The organism is Glaciecola punicea ACAM 611, from assembly GCF_000252165.1.
GTDB lineage: Bacteria > Pseudomonadota > Gammaproteobacteria > Enterobacterales > Alteromonadaceae > Glaciecola > Glaciecola punicea.
This window is the reverse complement of sequence record NZ_BAET01000004.1, coordinates 1-22,787: the sequence shown is the minus strand read 5'-3', so window position 1 is coordinate 22,787 and position 22,787 is coordinate 1. Positions and strand designations below refer to the sequence as shown.

The 22,787-nt window shown below is 45.6% G+C and carries 20 protein-coding genes and 1 tRNA gene; 10 read left to right on the top strand and 11 right to left on the bottom strand.

Going from position 1 to position 22,787, the window contains the following annotated elements; genetic code table 11:
• The first annotated feature begins 90 nt into the window (after positions 1 to 90).
• Positions 91 to 825, top strand: a complete 735-nt coding sequence (locus GPUN_RS01080) for a VC0807 family protein (RefSeq protein WP_006002574.1) — start codon at positions 91 to 93, stop codon at positions 823 to 825.
• 93 nt (positions 826 to 918) lie between these two features.
• Here GPUN_RS01080 and GPUN_RS01075 read toward each other — a convergent pair whose 3' ends face one another.
• Positions 919 to 2,325 (bottom strand): alkaline phosphatase, encoded by a 1,407-nt coding sequence (locus tag GPUN_RS01075; protein ID WP_006002573.1) that lies wholly within the window; start codon positions 2,323 to 2,325, stop codon positions 919 to 921.
• Between the two features lie 320 nt (positions 2,326 to 2,645).
• Here GPUN_RS01075 and GPUN_RS01070 point away from each other — a divergent pair, with 320 nt between their 5' ends.
• The 5 genes from GPUN_RS01070 (at position 2,646) to leuD (ending at position 8,547) form a co-directional block, all read left to right on the top strand.
• Positions 2,646 to 3,590 (top strand): LysR family transcriptional regulator, encoded by a 945-nt coding sequence (locus GPUN_RS01070; protein WP_006002569.1) that lies wholly within the window; start codon positions 2,646 to 2,648, stop codon positions 3,588 to 3,590.
• A gap of 292 nt (positions 3,591 to 3,882) precedes the next feature.
• Positions 3,883 to 5,436 carry a 2-isopropylmalate synthase gene (gene leuA / locus GPUN_RS01065; protein ID WP_006002568.1) on the top strand — a complete coding sequence of 518 codons (1,554 nt, stop codon included), beginning with the start codon at positions 3,883 to 3,885 and terminating at the stop codon, positions 5,434 to 5,436.
• Positions 5,437 to 6,522, top strand: coding sequence for a 3-isopropylmalate dehydrogenase (gene leuB, locus GPUN_RS01060; RefSeq protein WP_006002565.1), 1,086 nt, complete (start codon positions 5,437 to 5,439; stop codon positions 6,520 to 6,522).
• Positions 6,523 to 6,532: 10 nt separating this feature from the next.
• Positions 6,533 to 7,948: a 3-isopropylmalate dehydratase large subunit gene (gene leuC, locus GPUN_RS01055; RefSeq protein ID WP_006002563.1), complete on the top strand. Its 1,416-nt coding sequence runs from the start codon at positions 6,533 to 6,535 to the stop codon at positions 7,946 to 7,948.
• Positions 7,948 to 8,547 (top strand): 3-isopropylmalate dehydratase small subunit, encoded by a 600-nt coding sequence (gene leuD, locus GPUN_RS01050; RefSeq protein WP_006002560.1) that lies wholly within the window; start codon positions 7,948 to 7,950, stop codon positions 8,545 to 8,547. The genes leuC and leuD overlap by 1 nt, the downstream gene beginning before the upstream one ends.
• A 106-nt stretch (positions 8,548 to 8,653) precedes the next feature.
• On the opposite strand, the gene GPUN_RS01045 is transcribed toward leuD, so the two are convergent.
• Entirely contained in the window at positions 8,654 to 10,057 is a 1,404-nt protein-coding gene (locus tag GPUN_RS01045) for a general secretion pathway protein GspB (protein ID WP_006002558.1), read from the bottom strand.
• Positions 10,050 to 10,973: an ExeA family protein gene (locus GPUN_RS01040; RefSeq protein WP_040519958.1), complete on the bottom strand. Its 924-nt coding sequence runs from the start codon at positions 10,971 to 10,973 to the stop codon at positions 10,050 to 10,052. Before GPUN_RS01040 ends, GPUN_RS01045 begins: the two co-directional genes overlap by 8 nt.
• Before the next feature lie 290 nt (positions 10,974 to 11,263).
• On the opposite strand from GPUN_RS01040, the gene srmB reads away from it, so the two are divergent.
• The 3 genes from srmB to hemW are packed head-to-tail and all read left to right on the top strand — an operon-like array spanning position 11,264 to position 14,299.
• Positions 11,264 to 12,529: an ATP-dependent RNA helicase SrmB gene (gene srmB / locus GPUN_RS01035; RefSeq protein ID WP_006002554.1), complete on the top strand. Its 1,266-nt coding sequence runs from the start codon at positions 11,264 to 11,266 to the stop codon at positions 12,527 to 12,529.
• 5 nt (positions 12,530 to 12,534) lie between these two features.
• A complete protein-coding gene (gene rdgB / locus GPUN_RS01030; RefSeq protein WP_040519939.1) occupies positions 12,535 to 13,140 on the top strand; it encodes an RdgB/HAM1 family non-canonical purine NTP pyrophosphatase in 606 nt (201 codons plus the stop codon).
• Between the two features lie 10 nt (positions 13,141 to 13,150).
• A complete protein-coding gene (hemW, locus tag GPUN_RS01025) occupies positions 13,151 to 14,299 on the top strand; it encodes a radical SAM family heme chaperone HemW (protein ID WP_006002551.1) in 1,149 nt (382 codons plus the stop codon).
• A gap of 102 nt (positions 14,300 to 14,401) precedes the next feature.
• Here hemW and GPUN_RS01020 read toward each other — a convergent pair whose 3' ends face one another.
• Both GPUN_RS01020 and GPUN_RS01015 read right to left on the bottom strand, forming a co-directional pair.
• Positions 14,402 to 15,115, bottom strand: coding sequence for an LrgB family protein (locus GPUN_RS01020; protein WP_006002550.1), 714 nt, complete (start codon positions 15,113 to 15,115; stop codon positions 14,402 to 14,404).
• 1 nt (position 15,116) lies between these two features.
• Positions 15,117 to 15,497 (bottom strand): CidA/LrgA family protein, encoded by a 381-nt coding sequence (locus GPUN_RS01015; protein ID WP_006002549.1) that lies wholly within the window; start codon positions 15,495 to 15,497, stop codon positions 15,117 to 15,119.
• 429 nt (positions 15,498 to 15,926) lie between these two features.
• Here GPUN_RS01015 and GPUN_RS01010 point away from each other — a divergent pair.
• Positions 15,927 to 16,003, top strand: a tRNA-Ile gene (locus GPUN_RS01010).
• A gap of 29 nt (positions 16,004 to 16,032) precedes the next feature.
• Here GPUN_RS01010 and GPUN_RS14310 read toward each other — a convergent pair.
• The 6 genes from GPUN_RS14310 to GPUN_RS00985 all read right to left on the bottom strand — a co-directional run.
• On the bottom strand, positions 16,033 to 16,188 hold the full coding sequence (locus tag GPUN_RS14310; RefSeq protein ID WP_006002548.1) for a hypothetical protein: 156 nt from the start codon (positions 16,186 to 16,188) through the stop codon (positions 16,033 to 16,035).
• 350 nt (positions 16,189 to 16,538) lie between these two features.
• Positions 16,539 to 19,649, bottom strand: coding sequence for an efflux RND transporter permease subunit (locus tag GPUN_RS01005; protein ID WP_040519936.1), 3,111 nt, complete (start codon positions 19,647 to 19,649; stop codon positions 16,539 to 16,541).
• A gap of 63 nt (positions 19,650 to 19,712) precedes the next feature.
• Positions 19,713 to 20,681 carry an efflux RND transporter periplasmic adaptor subunit gene (locus tag GPUN_RS01000; protein WP_006002545.1) on the bottom strand — a complete coding sequence of 323 codons (969 nt, stop codon included), beginning with the start codon at positions 20,679 to 20,681 and terminating at the stop codon, positions 19,713 to 19,715.
• 2 nt (positions 20,682 to 20,683) lie between these two features.
• Positions 20,684 to 22,012, bottom strand: coding sequence for a TolC family protein (locus GPUN_RS00995; RefSeq protein ID WP_006002543.1), 1,329 nt, complete (start codon positions 22,010 to 22,012; stop codon positions 20,684 to 20,686).
• 84 nt (positions 22,013 to 22,096) lie between these two features.
• Entirely contained in the window at positions 22,097 to 22,477 is a 381-nt protein-coding gene (locus tag GPUN_RS00990) for a hypothetical protein (protein ID WP_040519932.1), read from the bottom strand.
• Positions 22,478 to 22,570: 93 nt separating this feature from the next.
• On the bottom strand, positions 22,571 to 22,787 hold a 217-nt coding region (locus GPUN_RS00985), incomplete at its 5' end, for a cation transporter dimerization domain-containing protein (protein ID WP_040519930.1).

Genomic DNA, 22,787 nt, shown 5'->3' with positions numbered 1-22,787 from the left:
TGTTAGTACCTTTGGGTATAGTATTTTATTACACCCTAAGACAACGAAAGACGCTAATTAGGGTGACAAGCCAAGCTTATTGGGCGTAAAATGCACACCCTTTTGAGTAGTAGAGTAATTGATGTGAGCCAAAACGAAAGCGCCAAGCAGCAGAAGTCCGGTTTTTTTGGAAATTTAATCTTCAATATCGCCATTCCCGTCCTTATAATGACCTACGCCAGCAGTGACGAATATTTAGGCCCGGCATGGAGTATTGTGGTTGCCCTCGCTTTTCCGCTTACCTACGGTTTGCTTGAATTGAAAAACACCAAGAAAATCAACATGTTTTCTGTACTTGGGATTGTAAGTGTGTTGCTAACGGGCGGAATAAGCTTACTCAAACTGCCAGCTGAATATATGGCTATAAAAGAAGCTGCTATTCCTGCCGCTATTGGTCTTGCCGTTCTCATCACCCAATTCACTAAAAACCCGCTGGTTAAAGCGCTAATTCTTAATGACCAATTAATTAATTGGGACAAGCTCAATAAACGCTTGGAAGAAAAACAAAAGGTAGAAGTATTTAACGCTAAAGTGGCCATTAGTTCGTACATTGTCGCCAGCTCGTTTTTCTTGTCGTCCTCTTTAAATTACGCCTTAGCCAAGTGGATATTAGTGTCGGAACCCGGCACCACTGCTTACATTGAGGAAATTGGCAGAATGACCGCCTTAAGTTATCCGGTAATTGTTATCCCCAGTATGATTTTGTTGATTACTGCGCTCATTTATTTATTTAAACAAATCTCGGTAGTGACTGGCGACCCAGTTGAGGATTTTATGCGCCAGTGAAGACCTTCGATATTGTCTGTTAACAAAAACGCCTGCTTTTGAAGCAGGCGTTTTTGGTTTAAAAAGTAACTATGTCCTTATTGCAGAAAGCCCTCATTTTTTATGCGCTTGGTCAAGCAGCGTAAATATCTTTTCAGCAATATCAGTGTTGTTCTGATTACCCGCAAAGACCTGTGCGCTTGGGCCAAACGCAAACATATCCACGTCTACCGCAGTATGGCCACTGGTTGTCCAGCCGGTGTTTGTGCGCGTATTTATGATATCTTTTAAGATAGCTTGAACCGCACGCGGGTTCATATCAGCATTAATTACGTCAAGGCTATCAATCTCTTGTTGATTAAGTGCAAAGCCAAACATGTCTGATACATACTGTCCTTTATCTGTTTCGGTGAGCATATTGGCGGCAATAGTGGGTACAGACTTTTTGAAATTTTGTATGTAAGACGCATCCCATCGATAATCGCTTACTGCACCAATGGTGAGCCCGCCCGTGCTGTGATCAGCCGTTAATATCACCAATGTATCGGGATGTGCTTCAACGTAATCAACCAAGTATTCCATGGTTTTAGCCAAATCATGCATTTCAGCCATCGCAGAGGCGATGTCGTTACCGTGGCCAGCCCAATCAACCTGACTTGCTTCAAGTAACAAAAAATAACCCGAGTCTTGAGTATCCGCGGCTAAATATGGCACTATTGCCTTAGTCAATGTGTGCAAACGCGTCGGATCAATGTCGTCTAATGCCCACGGCAGACTGCCGTCCCCAAACAAGCCTAAAACTGGGACACTGGGGTCAATACTGGATAATTGATCATAACTATCAATATATTGATAACCGTCGGCTTGAAACAACTCTACTAAGTTTCTGTCTTCGCGAATAAAGTGGCCCCAGCCAGCGCCTAGCATAATGTCGGCTAAATGTTCGCCGTTAATTCGGTCGTCATAGAAACTGTCGGCTATTTGCGCGTAATTGCCGCGGGCTTCGTTTGCGACCATATACGACGCGGGAGTAGCGTGCACTATATGACTGGTCACCGCTAAGCCAGTTTTTAAGCCTAATTTATGCGCGCGATGCAACACAGTTTCGAGGGGCTGTTTGTCTACACCCATACCTACGGCGCCATTGTAGCTCTTCACGCCAGTTGACATGGCGGTTGCACTGGCTGCTGAGTCAGTTACTACGCCCGACTGCTGATGCGGATAGGTACGCACCGTGCCGACTAAAATACCGTCGAAAACAGTAGTTTCAACAGCTTCTGTATCAGGGTTATCCATAAAGTAGCGATAGGCTGACACGTAAGCAGGGCCCATACCGTCGGCAATCACCATGATAATATTTTTAGGCGCAGCCGCAGATGGCTGCGCGCTGACGTTTGCGGCATCTTTTTGCTTGGTGGCTGCGTTCACATCGTCAGCGACCGGCGCACAGCTTGCTACGGACAAAATAGAAACGGTAGCAATTGCTATCCTACTCAGTGCAGTCAAATAGGGTGTTGTCATAAAAGCTCCAGGTATGACGATTCGTTTAATCATCAAGTTATTGAATGTAGGTTAGCATTTGAAGGAGTATACAGTATAAATTGAAGCAACTTACAGTACGCGTTGTAAATTTTATGTGAATGTATAATATCGACATTTTCTAGACTAAATTTGTAGATTTATTTACACTTCAGCATGCTAAACAGGCGCTTGAGTTAATTTGACGCCTCTTTTTTTTCAGTTAAGGAGCTGTTTTATATTTAAGCGCTTCCCTTGTGCGATGTTTTGTTTTAGCGTTGCGTTTAGGAAAAAGTAGAGTTTAACAAGAGGATGTCATTGATTTGAACCTAGCAAAGGTAGATTTAAACTTACTGGTATATTTCGATGTGTTATTGCGCGAAGGCAGCGTTACCAAAGCCGCAAATCAGCTCAGTATCACCCAGCCCGCCATGAGCAATAGCTTAAAGCGCTTGCGTGATTTATTCAAAGACCCGCTGCTAGTTAGAACGAGCGCCGGAATGACCCCCACTAAAAGAGCATTAGAGCTACAGCCAATAGTGCGCAAAGTGTTAAGTGAACTAGAATCGAGCATTCAGCCAGATGTCGAATTTGATCCAAGTGCTAGCAGGCGAACCTTTAGAATAATGACCAGTGACTATGCTGAATCCACAATATTACTGGGCTTATTAAGCAAACTGGCTATTTTCGCCCCCAACATCACCCTTGATCTAATTACCCCAAGCGATGTGACCTTCCACGATGTTGAGCACGGTAAAGTCGACATGGCCATTAATCGCTTCGATGAGCTTCCGTCTTCTTTTCATCAAAAAATTATTTGGCTCGACAGTTTTTCATGCGTAATGAATAGCCAACACCCTAAAGCCAATCAGTTCAGCCTCGGTGACTATCTTAGTAGCCAGCATGTATGGGTAAGCAAAACAGGTTTTGGCGTGGGCGTGGGCATAGACCCCAACGAGGTGCAAAAATTAGGCTGGGTTGATGAAGCATTATCGAAAATTGGTAAGCAAAGAGATATCAGAGTATTTACCCGGCATTATCATGCCGCCTTGCAAATCGCTAGAACACAAAACTTAGTGGTAACCTTGCCTAGTAAAGTCGCAAAAATCTTTGAAAATGATCCTGCGGTAAAAGTGTTACCGCCGCCTTTTGATATTCCACCCTTTGCCCTTAAAATGGCGTGGAGTGCGCTGCTGCATCACGACGCAGGCCATATATGGCTGCGAAAATTAATTGGTGACGTTGCCAATGAGATGACAAGCGGATAGATGCCTCCTGTAAACTTCAGATGATATACGCTTTTCGGTTGACGGATATTCTAAACAAGGTTACATTCTGATTACTAACATTGCTGGAGAATCAACATGACGCCACAAAATTTTCATCTTTTGCACGTACAGCCAAGTGTTATTCTGCTACTCTTATTACTGGGGCCAAAAACGCACGGGTAATGTTTATATATATTTTCTAAACCCGTGTAATGCACGGGTTTTTTTATGTCTTTTTTTATTAGCGTCAATGCATAATTAGGCTGTTAATAAGCGGCCAATAGGGGTAATAATGAACAATCAAGTCATCATTTTCGACACCAGTCTACGCGACGGCGAACAAGCACTGCCGGCCAGTCTTAATGTACGCGAAAAACTTCAGATAGCCCTCATGCTGGAACGCCTAGGCGTGGACGTTATTGAGGCAGGTTTTCCAGTATCGTCACCGGGCGATTTCAAGTCGGTTCAACTGATCGCAAAAGAAATTAAAAATGCGCGTGTGTGCGGTCTATCACGGGCCTTAGCCAAAGACATAGACGCATGCGGCGAAGCACTTGGCGTTGCCGAAGCGTTCAGAATTCATACCTTTATAGCCACCTCCGATATTCACGTAAATACCAAGCTGCGTAAGTCACAAGACGAAGTCGTTGAGATGGCGATAAAGGCCATTAAACACGCCAGCAAATACACCGATGACATAGAGTTTTCCTGTGAAGATGCGGGGCGAACCCACATAGATTATTTGTGCAGAATGGTTGAGGCGGCCATTACAGCGGGCGCAACCACCGTTAATATTCCCGATACCGTGGGCTATACCATACCGTCTGAGTTTGGTAGCATTATAAGTAGTTTGTTTAACCGAGTGCCCAACATAGACAAAGCCATTATTTCGGTCCACTGTCACAATGATTTAGGCTTAGCAGTGGCCAACTCTTTAACGGCGGTAGAACATGGCGCCAGACAAATTGAATGCACTATAAATGGTATTGGTGAACGCGCCGGCAATTGCTCATTAGAAGAAATTGTGATGACGCTTAAAACGCGCTACCAAAAATTAGGCCTTAACACCAATATTAACACGCAAGAAATTCACAGAGCCTCGAAATTAGTCAGCCAGTTATGCAGCATGCCGGTGCAGGCAAACAAAGCAATTGTAGGGGCCAACGCCTTTAGTCACTCATCAGGCATTCACCAAGACGGCGTGTTAAAAGGGCAAAACACTTATGAAATAATGACACCTGAAAGCGTGGGCATAAACAAGAATGTGCTTAATTTGACCTCACGCTCTGGTCGTCACGTTATTAAACACCGACTAGGTGAGCTTGGCTATGGCCCAGATGAATACGATCTGGATAACATATACGAATCATTTGTGCGCCTTGCCGACAAAAAAGGCCAAGTATTTGACTATGACTTAGAGGCGCTACTGTTTTTCGACCAGCAAAAACATGAGCACGCGCATTATAAATTGAACTACCTGCATGCAAGCTCGGGCCACAATATTGTGCCAACTGCCACCGTCACTATACTGGCTGGTGAACATGAGATTACCCAAGCGGCCACCGGCAATGGCCCGGTTGATGCAGCATTTAATGCCATTATAAAAGCCATTGATGGGCACAGCTTAGAGATTGTTGACTTTAAACTTGATTCAAAAGGCGAAGGCGCCGACGCTCTCGCTCAAGTGAGCGTTATAGTAGAATACAACGGCCGTCGCTTTAATGGCATCGGCTTAGCCACCGACATTGTTGAGGCTGGCGTTAAGTCACTTATATTCGTGTTAAACAACACATATTTGGCCGATCAGATTGATCAACAAAAACAACATAAAATAGTAGGAGTTTAAATGACAAGCTTTACAATTGCGGTGCTTGCGGGTGACGGTATCGGCCCTGAAGTGATGCACCAAGCACGCAGGGTGTTAGACGTAGTAGGGAAAAAACATAATTTCACCTTGAACTGCCAAGAGCACGCGGTAGGCGGCTACGCTATTGACACGCAAGGTGAAGCCCTGCCCGCTGCCACACTTAGCGCCTGTGAGAACGCTGACGCTATTTTGTTTGGTTCTATTGGTGGACCCAAATGGGATAATCTTCCCTTAGAAGAGCGCCCTGAGCGCGCTGCCCTACTCACCCTACGAAGCCACTTCGACTTATTTAGTAATCTACGACCTGCCAAAATTTACCCAAGCCTAGTCCATCTTTCGCCGCTTCGCGCCGACATAGCCCAAAATAATGTTGATATATTAGTCATACGCGAACTAACCTCGGGCATTTACTTTGGTCAACCCAAGGGCAGACAAGGCGAAGGCGAACAAACTAACGCATTTGATACCATGCGCTATTCAAAAGCCGAAATACGCCGCATTGCGATATCGGCGTTTGAAGCCGCAACAAAGCGTAAAAACAAAGTAACCTCGGTTGATAAAGCCAATGTGTTGGCTACCAGCCGTTTATGGCGTGAAGTGGTTGAAGAGGTTGCAGCTGACTATCCAAGCGTAAGCCTTGAACATATTTATATAGACAACGCAACCATGCAGCTAGTGGCTAACCCCGGTCAATTTGACGTAATGCTGTGCTCTAATTTATTTGGCGACATAATTTCTGACGAGTGCGCTATGATCACCGGCTCTATGGGTTTATTACCTTCGGCCAGTCTCAACCAAGACGGTTTTGGGATGTTTGAGCCCGCAGGCGGCTCAGCCCCCGATATCGCTGGCAAAGGCATTGCCAACCCGGTTGCACAGATACTCTCAGGCGCCATGATGCTTCGCTACAGCCTAGGCCTTGAAACCGCCGCCGATGATATTGAACGCGCTGTACTTAAAACCTTAAGCGACGGCATTTTAACGGCAGAGTTGCTGTCGCCCCAAAACAAACATAGCGCAAAATCCACGAGTGAAGTAGGTGACTATATTATTAGTCAGCTTTAAGGAGCCCAACATGACATCAACGACACCCTCTACGCTGTATGAAAAAGTCCTAAATGCACATATTGTAGAAGATTTGGGAGAGGATTTATTACTTTATATTGACCGCCATTTAATTCATGAGGTTACCACCCCACAGGCATTTGCCGGACTGGCTGAAAAAGGTCGCAGCGTGCGTCGTCCTGACCTTACCTTTGGGACCATGGATCATAGTATTTCAACGCGTTCATTAGCGCTTGATGCCTGCGGCCCTCAAAATGCGTTACAGCTAAATACTTTGGCCGCAAATTGTGCACAGCACAATATTCAGCTTTATCCTGTGGGTCACAAAAATCAAGGCATTGTGCATGTAATAGGGCCGCAGCTGGGACTTATTCATCCGGGCATGACCGTTGTATGCGGCGACTCGCATACCGCCACGCACGGCGCGTTTGGTGCTCTGGCCTTTGGCATAGGCACCTCGCAGGTTGAGCATGTGTTGGCCAGTCAAACACTTAAGCAATCGCGCGGTAAAAGCATGCTTATAAACGTGAATGGTAAACTGGGGCTTGGCGTCACCGCAAAAGATATTATTTTGGCCATTATTGGTAAAATTGGCCACGCCGGTGCCACCGGTCATGTGATTGAATACGCCGGCCAAGCCATTCGCGACTTGTCGATGGAACAGCGCATGACCGTGTGTAATATGAGTATTGAAGCGGGGGCAAAAGCCGGTCTTATTGCGCCTGACGATAAAACCATAGAATACATTAGAGGCCGCGAATTTGCGCCAAGTGAGGCACATTGGGACGACGCCGTGTGCTATTGGAAAAGCTTATACACCGACCAAGATGCCCAATTTGACAGTGTGGTAGAGCTAGACGCCGCAGACATTGAGCCGCAAGTCACGTGGGGAACCAATCCGGGACAGGTAGTGGGCATCAAGCAACACGTCCCACAACCCGATAGCTATAGCGACGCTGTGGTTAAAGAGTCAGCCAACAAAGCCTTAAAATATATGGGTCTTGAAGCAGGCCAAGCCATAAGCGATATTAGTATTTCGCATGTGTTTATTGGCTCATGCACTAACAGCCGCATAGAAGATTTGCGCGCTGCGGCCAAAATAGCGGCTTTAGGCAAAGTTGCAAAAGGCGTAACGGCCATTGTGGTACCAGGCTCGGTCCAGGTAAAAGAGCAGGCTGAAACTGAACAGCTCGATGTAATATTCAAACAAAGCGGCTTTGAATGGCGCCTACCTGGGTGCTCAATGTGTTTGGGCATGAACGACGATATATTGCAGCCGGGTGATCGCTGCGCTTCAACCAGCAATCGAAATTTTGAAGGCCGACAAGGTCGTGGAGGGCGCACGCATTTAGTTAGCCCTGAAATGGCAGCCGCAGCGGCTATTACGGGTAAATTTACCGACGTACGCACTATGGGAGAACACTAATGACGGGTATTAATATAGTCACCGGCACAGTTGCCCCGCTAGATCAGGCTAATATAGACACCGATCAAATTATTCCTAAGCAGTTTTTAACCGGGATAACGCGCACTGGCTACGGGGTTAATTTGTTTCATGATTGGCGCTATCAAAACGGTGATAAAGATCAGGTTGACCCTGACTTTTCACTTAATCAGCCCGAGTATAAAGGCGCGTCTATACTGCTAACGCGGGAGAATTTCGGCTGTGGTTCAAGCCGAGAACACGCACCGTGGGCGCTAGCCGACTTTGGCTTTAACTGCATTATTGCCAACAGCTTTGCCGACATATTTTATGGTAACAGTATCAACAACCAGCTGTTGGTGCTTACCTTACCAAACGTTGAGCTAGATCAGTTGTTTACAAAGGTAGCCAACAATCCTAAGGTTGTTATTACGGTGACATTGACCGCGCAAAGCGTTAAATGTGAAGAGCTTGAGTTTTTATTTGATATTGCAAGTCATCATAAAACTAATTTGCTTAAAGGGCTTGACGCGATTGGGCAAACGCTTGAGCACGACGCTCAAATTACGCAGTTTGAAAAAGCAAGACGCAGTTGGCTTTAGATTACCCAAGTGCGGGATTTAGCATTGTGGGGCAATTGCTACAATACTAAACCCGCTTGTGCCAGATACGGCAACGCTAAACATGGTAATTGCCAGAACGGCGGTGCTACCAGTCTGACAAAGCGTTCATAGTGAACTCATCACCCTTGTATTCCAACACGACTTTTTCAGACTCAATTCGTTTTAACACCACATTATTCGCAATAATATCTCCCTCACTTAAACGTTGACTGTTAACTCTAACCCATCTGTCACGAGGATTTGAGGCATACATATGCGCACTAAAACTCATCGCTGGCATTTGCGTTAACACAGCCGGCGGCAGCTGATCTATGCGCGGCAAGGCGTTTAGGTCGGTAACTTTCAGTATCTCTTGAGACCACATGCCTTCTTGGCTGTCAATGTCTTGGGCGGCGGCTTGAATGCGCCGTAATAAGGTAGGATTGAGCCGTTCATTTGACGACTCGTTAGATGCGCTGCTGTCATTATCAGCTGCTCTATTTACGCGAGTTTGTGCACCGCGTTGACTTATGCTGTTGGTGTTGATGTCATCTTCGCTGCCGCTTTGATAGCCAAGCACCTGTTGTCCTTCTTCAAGCTCAACGCCGTTTATTGTTTCAATTGTAAAAGGCTGCGCTGATTGACCTATATCGTTGTTAGCTATATCGTTGTTAGCTATGCCTCGTTCAACAGACGGTTTTGCTGCATTAACGCTGTCTTGTAGACTATATAGGCCTGCGTTTGCTGTTTGCTCTGAGCTAGTCGACAACGTTACATTTGGTAGATTTTGCGTTTGCGTATTCACATCCATGCCGCTATTGGTACTTTTTTCATTAGGTGAGCTGTCGCTGCTAGGCTCATCTTGGCGGTCCAAGCTTTGGCCTGATATTGCTGATGTATTAGTAATTGGCGCTACGTTCGCGACTGTGGCGACTATGGCTACAACGCCGCTATCGCTATTTGTGGTATTTATGGATGATACCTCAGTTGAATCTTTTGCATAAAGCATACCCGATATTACGGTCGTGGTGGCGCTGCCGATAGCAAAACCGCATAAAATAAACATCAGCAGTAAAGTGTAGGGCTTACCATACAGCATCCATTTAGATGGCATTTGATCTACGGCAGGCAAGAATAAAGAGCGATGAAACTGCTGTGAAAGCTGCCGGTCAACATCGGCAATTTGTCGATTTGAGGCAACAAGACGCTGAGTGGCCGTAGCTCTTCGCACCGGTACATCGTTTGTGCTAGTGCTATCTGTGTTGCTAGTATTGGGCTTGGTAGTAAGCGCGCTTGGGCCTTGAGCGTCTTCGTCATCTTCAAGCTCTACGTGCAAACTTTGATTGATGTCTACTTCTACCACACTAACGCCCATTTCGCTGAGCCCGCGGATCATATCTGCAGAGCGTATAAAGCCCACTTTACGTATTTTGGCTGGACCATGCTGCTCAATGACTTGCGTCACCATCATGCCGGGAATCAGCTCACTAACTTTTAGCTGCTTAAGCATACAGCCCTCCATAAATAGCACCGGTGAGTAAACCTAGGATAAGCGCCAGCAAAAACCAGCGAATATAGAGCGGTTTGAAGCGCGATTGCTGGCGCTGCAAAACAATGTCTTCGCCTAACACCTGAAAACTAGACGAGACCATAATTTGATGGTCAACAAAAGGTTTTTGTAAGGAATAGCCTAAACTTAAGGCGCGGTCACACAGCAGATTGATAACGCGGGGAATGCCGCCGCTTATAGTGAAAAGCTCAACAAGTGCGGCTTTTGTGAAGCAGGCGCTTAAACCACCGGCAACCGACCAGCGATGCTCTACATATTGGCCTACTTCAACTTGTGTTAAGGGCAATAAATGATACCTTGCCGTTACGCGTTGGGCAAGCTGACGAAGTTCGTTTCGTCTGAGCAGTTGCTGTAGTTCAGGCTGCCCAATGAGCACCACTTTAAGCAGCTTTTCGCGATTGGTTTCTAAATTTGTCAGCAAGCGCAGTTGTTCAAGCACTTCGGGCAATAGATGCTGCGCTTCATCAATCAACAGCACCGTGTTTACGCCGTTTTCATGATTACTGGCGAGCTTGGCTAATATGCGGTCGGTGAATACTTTCAAAGACGCGCTGTTTTGATCATAGTTTACCCCCAACTCGTCACACACCGTTGCCAGTAGCTCAAGCGCCGACAAGGTAGGATTGAGTATTACCGCCATTTGGGTGTCTTTGCCGAGCTCTTGCATGAGTTTGCGCGACACTGTCGTTTTGCCCGTGCCGACCTCACCGGTGAGCATAACAAAGCCGCCCGACTCCGTTAACCCAAAATTTAAATGCGCTAGCGCTTGTTTATGGCGAGTACTCATAAATAAATAGTCGGGGTTAGGCGCTATTGAAAAGGGATTATCGTTTAAGCCATAATAATTTAAGTACAAGGGTATATTCTTTTCGTTATTGTTGTATGCGTACTCTTGCGATCGTAAAAAAGCAGCGTAATGCACATGACTGAATAGCGTTAAATTAGCATGTTTACAGTGAAGGGTAAATTTGAGATTAGCATTTGCCACAATTAAGACACCGCTAATTAACAATAGGCTAAAAACTTCATCATAATTTGTATATTGGCATTATTAAAAATCGCATAAATAAGGTAAACTTGCGCGAAACGACGTTAAAAAAACGCTATATTTTTACGTATATTATATTTTACTAAAGGCCATCACCATTGAGCAGCTTCTACGCCCTAGAACTTAACGACGAATTAGTCAGTGCAGTTAACGACTTGGGATTTACAAAACCCACCTCTATTCAAGCATCGGTGATACCCGACGCAATGGACGGCGCCGATATTCTTGCCTGTGCGCCTACCGGAACTGGCAAAACAGCTGCTTTTATACTGCCTATTTGCCAATTTTTACTCGACTATCCAAATAAATACAGTAGCTCAGCTCGTTCACTGATATTGGTGCCCACGCGCGAACTTGCTTATCAAGTAGCCGAACACGCCGAGCTTTTGTGTAAAAACACCGATTTAGTGGTGGGCGTTATTACCGGCGGCATAAACTACGGTACCGATCGCGAGACATTATCCAACAGGCTCGATATTTTAGTCGCCACCCCTGGGCGTTTATTAGAGCACATTCAATCTGAAAGCTTCGACTGCCGTGAAATAGAATCATTAGTGTTAGATGAAGCTGACCGCATGCTCGACATGGGCTTTGGCGCAGTGGTGAATCAAATTTGTGAAGAAGCAAGATGGCGTAAACAAACCATGTTGTTTTCGGCCACCTTAGAAGGCCGCGGCGTGCGCAACTTTGCGCGCGACATTTTGCAAAATCCTATCGAACACAACGCTTCGCCTTCGCGCAAAGAAAAAGCAAAGACCTTGCAGTGGTATCATTTATGCGACGACCCTAAACACAAAGACGCGCTGCTTGATTACCATTTAGCCAACACGGTCGAGTCGTGCATTGTGTTTGTGAAAACGCGCGAACGCCTGCATAAAATGAAAGACCGCTTATTCTCCAAAGACTTTAATGTGGCCTACTTACAGGGCGATATGCCCCAAGACAAACGCATGGCGGCCTTAAGCAGTTTTAAAAACGGTGACGTAAAAATACTGATTGCGACCGACGTGGCCGCGCGCGGCTTAGACGTGCCCGATGTGTCACATGTTATTAATTACGACATGCCACGAGGCGCAGACGTGTACCTTCATCGCATAGGCCGCACCGGCAGAGCAGGCGCAAAAGGCGTGGCAATATCGCTCATTGAAGCGCATGACTTTATGTGGGTTGGCAAAGTTGCACGCTATACCCAAGACGCTTTTAAAGCGCGTGTTGTAGACGAATTGAAGCCTAAGAACAAGCCGCCTGTACTGCGCAAAGTGAAGAAAACAAAAACCAAGAAGGCCAGTAAGCTAAGCGCGGCGCGCAAAAAAATATCGAATAAAAAACGTAAAGGCGCCCGCCCTGCGTCACCTAAAGAGTAGGATAAGTGATGGATAAAATAGTATTAGCCACCGGCAACAAAGGCAAGGTGGCGGAATTTTCTCATCTGTTTACCCAATATAATATAGACGTAGCACCCCAGTCTGATTTCAATGTACCCGACGTACCCGAAACCGGCACTACCTTTGTTGAAAATGCCATTATTAAAGCTCGTCATGCGGCTAAACTCACAGGCTTACCCGCCATTGCCGACGACAGCGGCCTAGTAGTAGATGCCTTAAACGGCGCGCCCGGGATATATTCAGCAAGGTATGGCGCGCTAAACGCACAAACTAAGCCAAGCGATAGCGACAACTGCACAAAGTTACTCGCTGAGCTTAACGGCAAGCATAACCGTCAAGCAAAGTTTTTGTGCGTACTGGTGTTTATGCGCCACGCAAACGACCCGACGCCCATAATTTGCCAAGGTGAATGGGAAGGTGAAATAGCCACTTCGGCCTCTGGCGAAGGTGGTTTTGGCTACGATCCACTATTTTATGTGCCTAGCCTAGCGCAAACTGCGGCAATGCTGTCTAAGCATGAAAAGAGCGACATAAGCCATCGCGCAAAGGCCTTAAAAGAGTTAATGCACAAACTTCAAACCCTTATTTAAGTCATAATTTATGAGCATAGCCCTTGCCCTATATATTCATATTCCTTGGTGTGTACAAACCTGCCCCTACTGCGATTTTAATTCACATCAGTTAAAAGGCGGCATACCTGAGGACGAATATATTGCGAATTTACTGGCCGACTTAGATCAAGATATTCCGCTTATTACCCACAATGGGAATATTCGGCCAATAAGCAGCATTTTTATTGGTGGCGGTACACCAAGCTTATTGAGCGTTACAGCAATGAGCAAATTATTACACGGCGTAAAACAGCGACTGCCCATCAATGAAAATGCAGAAATTAGCATGGAAGCCAACCCTGGCACCGCTGAAGCCGCCAAGTTTTTAGGCTTTACCCAAGCCGGTATTAATCGTATGTCTATTGGTGTGCAAAGCTTCGAACAAAAGCACTTAAGCGCCCTTGGTAGAATTCACGATGCCCAGCACTCCCAGAATGCTCTTACATTCGCACGAGAATTACCGCTTAGGTCTTTCAACGCCGACATAATGCACGGATTACCCGAACAAAGTTTGCAAAATGCGCTTGACGATCTTACCCAAGCCATTGCGCACAAACCGCCACATTTGTCGTGGTATCAGCTGACCATAGAACCGAATACGCGGTTTCATTCAAAACCACCTGTGTTGCCTGACGAGGACTTACTGTGGGAAATTCAACTACACGGGCAGGCGCTGCTGCAATCTAAGGGCTATGAACAATATGAAGTCTCAGCCTACGGACAAAACGGTCATCGCTGCGAACAAAACCTTAATTATTGGCGCTTTAGTGACTATTTGGGCATTGGCTGTGGGGCGCATGGAAAGATTACCAACTTAAGCGACTTTTCAATAAGCCGCACTGAAAAAGTTAAGCATCCTAAAGGGTATATGAACTTAACCAAGCCCTATATGCATAAACACATAGCAGTAAATGACAACGAGCTTGCGTTTGAGTTTTTCATGAACAGATTTAGGCTGCTTGAAGCCTGTCCAAAAGACGCTTTTTTGCAGCACACCGGGCGTTCACTTAATGCCGGTGAGCAGAACATTATCAAAAAGCTCGTTCAAAAAGGGCTACTTGAAGAGTCTGTAAACACATGGCAGGTGTCAGACTTGGGCCGGCGCTATTTAAACACTGTGCTCGAAGAGTTTGTGTAAGATAAAAAATCAAGCCAGGTGGATTTTACAATACTGTTCTATCGGCAAACTCAGCGGCGACTTTAGGCTGTAAGTAGTCACAAAATGGTGTTTACAAAGGACTTACCCAAATAAAATAGGCAATATTAACGATGTGGCAATACCGTTCACACACAGTGCTAGGGTAGCAAAAGCGGTACACTGCTCACCAATTGAAATAGCACGTGCGGTGCCAATGGCGTGAGAAACAGCGCCTAGGGCAGTCCCTTGAGCGGCTTGGTTATTCACGCCTATTAAGGCAAATAACGCAGGACCACAAATAGCACCCACTATACCCGTGCTAATCACGAACACCGCGGCTAATGCCGGTATACCGCCTATAGCGCCTGCGGCGTCCATTGCCAAGGGTGTAGTAATAGATTTAACCAGCACCGTCATTTGTAAATTAAGCGGCGTATTGAGCAAATATAAGCATGTCCATGATAAAACCGGTGCTAGTGCGCCGCCCACACATATAGGCACTAATACACGCCAGTTCATTTTGACCAACAGCCTAAGCTGTCGGTATAAGGGCACAGCGAGTGCAACCGTCGCGGGTCCTAGCAAAGCCGACAATAATTGCGTGTATTCTTGATATTCAGACACACTAGTGTGCGTAAGTGACTGCAGCAAAATAATAAGTAAGGTGGCGACAATGAGCGGATGCAAAGCAGGCTGTATGAAGCGTAAAGGCTTAGAGGCTCTATGCAAATGCAGCGCACCAAAATAAATAACAATGGTAAGCGCGAGCCACAGTATAGTGGCGAGGTAATTAATGTTTGGCAGCAACGCTAACATATTAAGGCGCCTTATTAGGCGGTTGAGCGGTGTTTACATCTTTTGGTGTTAACATATGCATTAGGCGCTGGCTCAACCAAGCGGTGATGGCTAAACTTAGCAATGTTGACACCACAATAGACAAAAATAAAGCCAAGGGATACGCCAATATCAGATCAATATAGTTAACGATAGCCACTATGGCGGGAATAAAAAATAATGACATATTGCCAAGCAAAGGGTCGGCCGCTTTTGAGATGGCGATTGGCACGCGCATAAGCAACAACAAAGCAACAAACAGAACAGCAATGCCGACTAAAGCCGGTGCAATGGTAATATTAAACTGAAGCAGCACGGACTTGCCGCCGAAAAATAAAGCGCTTAAGCAAAAAAGGCCAACCAAAAATTGGCCTAGCGTTTTAAAAAACCGACGTTTAGAAGGTACATTCTTGGTGTGTGGTGATGAAATAATTCGTTCCTTGATTAGAATAGTCTATTTGGTTCTTCTCTCATAAAACGTTGCTACCCTATCAATAATACTGTTTTATTTGCTCGTGAGCCGCGTGATATTAAAAACAAGGCGTAAACATAGCAAATTTTCTTAGTTAGTTCACTTATATGACGGCAGATATCTGCTAAACTTTAGCCGTTGCAAGTACTTAACCATTATTTGTATAAAAAAGTGGGGATTTGGTAATGACTTTCATGTAAAAAGTATTTATACTTCGCACCGCTTTGAAGCAAGGCCTACTCGTTTATATCTATAAACATCTTGCTTCTTTAAAACCTTTTCGGTTTTGGGGCGATAAGCAAACACAAGCTTTCAAAATGTGGCCCGATAGCTCAGTTGGTTAGAGCATCCGACTCATAATCGGCAGGTCCCCTGTTCAAGTCAGGGTCGGGCCACCATTTCTAAAGAACTCAATCCGAAGCGCTTACTAACAAAAAATTAAAATTTCAATATTGGGTGCATTAATGATGAGTTGTAAGTCGGTAAAACCATCAGTGCGACTGAGACGCGCATATTTACCGCGGTGCTCAATCCGCTTTTGTTTACCGTCACTGTCTTTTTCGAAAATATTCAAAAAGCCCATATCAGTCTCCTGTTGCGATGTTTGCAGGGTATTTTAGATGATGGTGAGTATAACCAGCATAAACGCTATCGTTAATTTACCCAAAAGGTAATGATTCCATAAATGTTTGATAAAAAGTCTTTTCCCTGTTGTTCACCTGTCGATATTAAAAGCTTTATCAGTACATAAATCGTAAGTCTATTGAAGCGAAAGCTAAAACAATGAAGACTAGGCCAAAAATTGGCAAATTCAATCAAATAGTGATTTTTGAAGTATGCACCGATCTGGATAGCGCGCATTCAAATTTAAACACCAAAAAGCTAAGCCCTAAAAAGTGGCTTCTCTAAATGTGGATAGAGAAGCCAAACGCCCTAGTACGCTTTTTTCGCATAAGCAAAGCGATACAGCACGGGGAGAACAAACAGTGTCAATATCGTTGAGGAAATAATGCCACCAATCACAACGGTTGCTAGGGGCCTCTGTACTTCCGCGCCAGTTCCGACGTTCAGTGCCATTGGCACAAACCCTAAGCTCGCGACCAGCGCGGTCATCAGCACTGGCCTTAAACGAACAATTGCCCCCTCAACAATGGCGTAAACTAAATCGCCGGTTTCATCTAACTGCTGCCTAATAAACGACAACATGACTAAACCGTTGAGCACGGCAATGCCTGACAAGGCGATAAATCCGACACCTGCTGATATCGACAGTGGCATATCGCGAAGCCACAACGCAAAAATGCCGCCGGTGAGTGCAAGTGGCACGCCCGTAAAGATAATCAAAGCATCTCTTATGGACCCAAACGCAATCACCAGTAAGGTTAAAATAATAAACAGGGTAGCTGGTACCACAATAGATAAGCGCTGACTCGCACTTTCCAACTGCTCAAATGTACCACCATAGTCCAACCAATAGCCTGGTGGAAGGTTGACCTCATCACGCACTTTATCTTTGACCTCGTTAACAAAAGTACCTAAGTCACGCTCTCTCACGTTGGCCGTAATAACAATGCGCCGCTTACCATTTTCACGACTAATTTGGCTCGGCACTGAAGAATACGCAAGCTCTGCGACCTCTGACAGTGGTACGAACTCGCCATTTTTTGTGACAATAGGAATGTCACCCAGCGCATCTAAGTTTGAACGTATATTCTCGTCATACCTGACGATTAAGCCAAACCGGCGGTCGCCATTAAAAATCAAGCCAGCCTCATTACCACCTATGGCCGAGTGCAGCCATGTCTGTAAATCAGTGATATCTAAGCCATACCTTGCCAACATAATGGGTTTAGGATTAACCGTAAATATCGGCACATCATCTACCTGTTCAATACGCGCATCTGCCACCCCGTCAACTGATTGCAACACAGCCAATATGTCCTCAGCAGATGACACTAGGGTAGCTAAGTCGTCCCCAAAGAGTTTAATTCCCAAATCAGATCGCACACCACTTATGAGTTCGTTAAAACGCATTTGTATAGGTTGGGTAAACTCATAGTTATTGCCGGGTAGGGTCAAGAGGTCCTTTTCAAGCATCACCACAAAATCTTGTTTTGATAAGCTTGGGTCTGGCCAAGTACTGCGCGGTTTTAACATCACAAAGGTATCGGTCACATTGGGCGGCATAGCGTCGGTGGCAACCTCTGCGGTGCCGGTTTTTGCAAAGACGGTCTGAACCTGCTCATACTTCATGATGGTGGTTTCCAGCAGTTTTTGCATATCAACCGCTTGTTCAATGCCAGTGCCGGGAATACGCATAGCGTGAAGGGCAATATCACCCTCGTCTAACTGCGGAATAAACTCAGCGCCTAATCGGGTAGACAGCCATATACTGACAACCACTAATATAGTTGCCAGCAGCACGACTAACCATCTTAATTTTAATGCGGCCACCAACAAAGGACGATATATAGATTTTGCGCCCACAATAATCGGGCTCTCTTTTTCGCTAATTTTACCGTTCATGAACATGGCAATGGCAGCCGGCACAACTGTGATAGAAAACACCATGGCAGCCAATAGCGCTATAATCACTGTAGCAGCCATAGGATGAAACATCTTGCCTTCCACGCCTGACAGGGTAAACAGCGGAATATAGACAATGGTAATGATAAGTACGCCAAACAAGCTTGGCTTTATCACCTCACTGGTGGCTTGAAACACAAGTTCTAATCTTTCTTTTAACGGCAGTACTGTGACTGTGCGTCGTTGTGCTTGTGATAGTCTTCGCATACAGTTTTCAACAATAATAACGGTACCGTCCACAATCAAGCCGAAATCTAAGGCCCCTAAACTCATCAAGTTGGCCGACACACCGGTTTGCACCATCCCCGTAATAGTCGCTAGCATAACCAGAGGGATGACAGCTGCGGTTATTAGGGCTGCACGCACATTTCCGAGTAAAAGAAACAGCACAACAATGACTAATAATGCACCTTCAACAAGATTCTTTTGTACCGTGTTAATCGCCTTGTCTACTAAGGTAGTGCGGTCATAAACAGCCTCAATTAGTACCCCTTGAGGTAAACTTGATTGGATATAAGTGACCTTTTCACCCACCGCCAATGCAACAGCACGCGAGTTTTCGCCCACTAACATCATGGCAGTTCCAAGCACAGTTTCTTGCCCCTCCCGCGTGGCTGCGCCGGTTCTTAGCTCCTTACCAATGGCAACACTGCCAATATCGTTCACCGTGATCGGCACGCCATCAATCTGCGTGACCACTACGTTGCCAATATCAGCAATACTTTTAAGTTGCGCTTGTGAGCGCACTAATATTTGTTGTCCATTACGCTCAATGAATCCTGCCCCTTGATTGGCATTATTACGCTCAAGTGCTGTCATCAAATCTTGCATACTAAGACCAAAACTGAGCATTTTTTGTGGCTTAGGATTGACATGGTATTGCTTTACATAACCGCCGATGGCATTGACTTCGGTCACACCCTTGACCAAGGCCAATTGCGGTTTTACTACCCAATCATGTATTTCTCGCAAAGCCATTGCATCATAAGGTTCACCGCTACTTTGAGTTGCGCCGTCTTGCGCGGTTAGCGTATACATATATATTTCGCCTAAACCCGTGGCGATAGGTCCCATTTCAGGCTCAAGTCCTTGCGGTAGTTGGCTTTTAATGGCTCCTAATTTTGTATTAATCAGGTTTCTAGCAAAATAAAGGTCGGTACCTTCATCAAACACAGCGGTTACCTGACTTAAGCCATAACGCGACAATGAGCGTGTATAGCTTAAGTTGGGCAGTCCTGCTAACGCGGTTTCCACCACAAAGGTGATCCTTTGCTCGGTTTCAAGAGGCGAGTAGCCCTGTGCCTGTGTATTTATTTGTACCTGCACATTTGTGATATCAGGCACCGCATCGATGGGCAACTTTTGATAGCTCCAAAGACCCGCACCAATCACTAAAAACATCAGCAAAAGGACGATCCCTCGTCTTTCAATGGATAGTCGTAAAATAGAGTCAATCACGCATGGCTCCTCGTGGCTAAGAAAGTAAGCATCATAAAATTAAACAACGTGATGAATAATGAATTAGTGATCATGACCGGCCTCCGACTTTTCTAGATCCGCTTTGAGCAAGTAACTATTTAGACTCACAATACGCTCGCCATTTTGTAGGCCATTGACTATTTCAATATTCATATTGTCTGGGGTGCCTAATAGGACGGGGCGAGGGTGATATTCATTGTGCCCTTCACGTACACTACTCTTTAGCACAAACACGACTGACTTTTCTTCGAACGTTTGAATAGCGGTTTTTGGAATAAGTAGAGCGACATCACTTGTTGCAACCGTGATCTGCCCACTTACTAGCGCACCTACCGGCCACTGGCCGTCTTTGTTATTGACTCTGATATATGCAAGCGTATAAGGCTTACCATCGGGCGAGGGCGCAATGTGGCTAATGGTAGATGATTGCTTTACACCAGTATGAGTTAGCATGACTTGTTGACCGGCTTTAACGGATGACAACTGTTTAGGAAATACCTTTAATCGCGCCCATACATCATCATAATTGGCAATGGAAAACAGGATCTGTCCGTTTGATAGTTCGCCTGCATTGGCATGCCTAGCAATCACATTGCCAGAAAATGGTGAGGTGATTTTGTATTGCTTCAAACTTTCATTTGATTCAACTGTGGCAAGCGTATCGCCTAGTTTGACACTATCACCAAGATTCACGGTAACGGCGGAAATTACGCCATCAAACCTTGCTCTAATATGGCTAAGCGAGGCAGGATCGGTGATGACATCGCCATAGGCAGTCGCCAAGATCTGGAGTTGTCCACTCGTTACTGCCATGGTTTGCAAGCCATTGGCGTTTGCCATCTCGGCAGATAGGGTGACAAATTCGTCGGCATGAGCGTATTCATTTGATTGCGCACTTTCACCTGCAAGCGTCGCAAAACAAAGCATCGCTAGACAGACAAGTACGAATAAGCGCAATGGCATTGCTACATCGTGTGACAATGTTTGTGATAGTTTAACAGTATAGTTCATGATTACTTCTCAATAAAAATAGTGGTAAAAGGCGCCGGTTGAGCGCGCAACAGGATAGGTTGGCCGGTAAGTGCTTCTATATCTGCGCCGCGCTGGTGCGCGTTTTTAGCGGATTGGATAAGGGCTTGTTGGGCTTGCAGCATGTCTTGCCTCGTTGATACCCATTCTAAATAGCTGAACCTACCGTCTGAATACGCCTGTTCAACCATGACCAAGGCTTCTTGTAGTGGGGGAATAATGTCGTTTTGAAACGTTTCCACTTCAAGTAAGGCACGATTTCTGGCATCTAGCGCTTGATTCACTTGATGATACAAGCTGCGCAAACTGGCTTGCTTTTGTTGCTCAATTTGGTCAAGCCTTGCCTTTTGAGCCTCATACTGGCCTAAGTTACGCTGCTGACTGAACAGCGGAACACTTGCACCGGCAACAAAGGCGGATTCATCGATACCGTTAATTCGCCGAATGCCCGCTGACCAAGAAATATTTGGTTTATCACCGGTTTGGGTGAGGCGTAACTGTGCATCCTGCACACGCGTTTGCTGCGCATACTCTTGTATGTAGGGACTCATCGAAAGTGCTGATATGAGGTCGTTAAGCGGCGGTGAAGCCGTTAACGAAAACAAATTTCCGGTTACTCGCGTAAACGCAGGCGTTTTGTCTCCCCACATAATGGCTAAACTGTTGATGCTCGCTTGCAGGCTTTGGTTTGCGGTAAGCACACTGAGTCTAGTCTGAGCTAAGGCCGCTTGGGCACGTTTGATTTCTAATTGTGGAGACGCACCCGCCTCGACTCTTGTTAAGACCGCTTGATAGGTATAACGCGCTAATTGTTCCGCATCATTTACCATACTCACGGTTTCTTGTTGCGCAAGCACATCAATATAGCGGCGCATTACCTCGCTTAAAATATCAAGTGAGCGCACTTTCTTTTGAACAATCACTTGTTGGCGTTGTGCGTGGGTAATGCGTTTTCTCGCATCCACCTTGTCCCCCAGCTCAATGACGGATGACAAAGTGAGGGTAAGCTCTGCATCTGTGATGCCAGAGACTTCACTGTTACCCAAGAAATTCTCAAGCTCTACGCCGAGGGAATAGCCAGGGCGTAGTTCAGCGGTTTTAGCGTCACCCGCCACAATCTGTCGTTTGAAGTCGAATTCATGTAGCTGCGGATTATTGGCTAATGTTTGCTTAATTGCGCGCTCTAGGGTGATGGGAAACGCCTCTGCGGGTTCGTTTTGAACCGCATAAGTATTGCTTACTGCACCCATGGCAAGGGCACTGGCACCTAACACCCATAGGCATAGGTATTCGTTCATAAAAGAATATTTCATTGTGTATCCAAATTAAATTAATGAATGCATGCGCATCGCGATGTAAATTACGTTCGCGTTTTGCAAATGTTAATTAAGAAAGGATTACTGTTTTGGGGGGCGTAATAATCGACTGACTTGGCCGTCAATCATGATTTTGAAATAGAAAAATTGATGTAACTGCGCAGCCAACAGGATTTTTCCAGAATGTTGCTGAATGAACCATTGTGCATGGGTGCCGTGGCAGTGACCGCAGTGATGGCAGTCGGCCGAGTTGTGGTGTTTCGTAGATTTACTTGTGCCGTCATCAACATCAATGTCTTGGAGCGGTATTGCCGCTATTTTATCATCTATACTGTGCTGGTGTTCTTGTTGCAGATGTTCTTTATCAATGACATGAAAGTCTAACGAACTGGCGACGGCAGAAAACGACTGAAACAAAATCAGCAGTATTGTGCAGTATCCGATTATTCGTCGACGTATCATTTATAAGCCATGGTTAAAATCATATTCATTTCAGACGGCACTATAGTCGAAATCGAAGAGCTTGAAAAGCCCACCATGATTACTTTCGTATAGTTACGCATCTGTATTGTCATCTCGGCATTGTTCATCAGCAAACTCTAGCTCAATCGTCGTATGGACAAATTCAAATACGGCAAGCTCCTCTTGAAGCTGACGTTTAAGCGTTTGCATTTGTAAGACAGTAACCCCGTTAGGTAACACTAAGTGCGCCGTCATCACGTTTTGTTCGCCGTCCAGTGACCATATATGGAAGTGATGAAGCGCGTCTACT

Bases quoted from the DNA above. Each gene is read 5' to 3' on its own strand.
- GPUN_RS01075 (WP_006002573.1), bottom strand. From the start codon at position 2,325: ATGACAACACCCTATTTGACTGCACTGAGTAGGATAGCAATTGCTACC.
- GPUN_RS00995 (WP_006002543.1), bottom strand. From the start codon at position 22,012: ATGAAATATTCTTTTATGAACGAATACCTATGCCTATGGGTGTTAGGT.
- GPUN_RS01045 (WP_006002558.1), bottom strand. From the start codon at position 10,057: ATGCTTAAGCAGCTAAAAGTTAGTGAGCTGATTCCCGGCATGATGGTG.
- GPUN_RS00990 (WP_040519932.1), bottom strand. From the start codon at position 22,477: ATGATACGTCGACGAATAATCGGATACTGCACAATACTGCTGATTTTG.
- GPUN_RS01080 (WP_006002574.1), top strand. From the start codon at position 91: ATGCACACCCTTTTGAGTAGTAGAGTAATTGATGTGAGCCAAAACGAA.
- GPUN_RS14310 (WP_006002548.1), bottom strand. From the start codon at position 16,188: ATGGGCTTTTTGAATATTTTCGAAAAAGACAGTGACGGTAAACAAAAG.
- leuA (WP_006002568.1), top strand. From the start codon at position 3,883: ATGAACAATCAAGTCATCATTTTCGACACCAGTCTACGCGACGGCGAA.
- leuD (WP_006002560.1), top strand. From the start codon at position 7,948: ATGACGGGTATTAATATAGTCACCGGCACAGTTGCCCCGCTAGATCAG.
- hemW (WP_006002551.1), top strand. From the start codon at position 13,151: ATGAGCATAGCCCTTGCCCTATATATTCATATTCCTTGGTGTGTACAA.
- GPUN_RS01000 (WP_006002545.1), bottom strand. From the start codon at position 20,681: ATGAACTATACTGTTAAACTATCACAAACATTGTCACACGATGTAGCA.
- leuB (WP_006002565.1), top strand. From the start codon at position 5,437: ATGACAAGCTTTACAATTGCGGTGCTTGCGGGTGACGGTATCGGCCCT.
- leuC (WP_006002563.1), top strand. From the start codon at position 6,533: ATGACATCAACGACACCCTCTACGCTGTATGAAAAAGTCCTAAATGCA.
- GPUN_RS01020 (WP_006002550.1), bottom strand. From the start codon at position 15,115: ATGTTAGCGTTGCTGCCAAACATTAATTACCTCGCCACTATACTGTGG.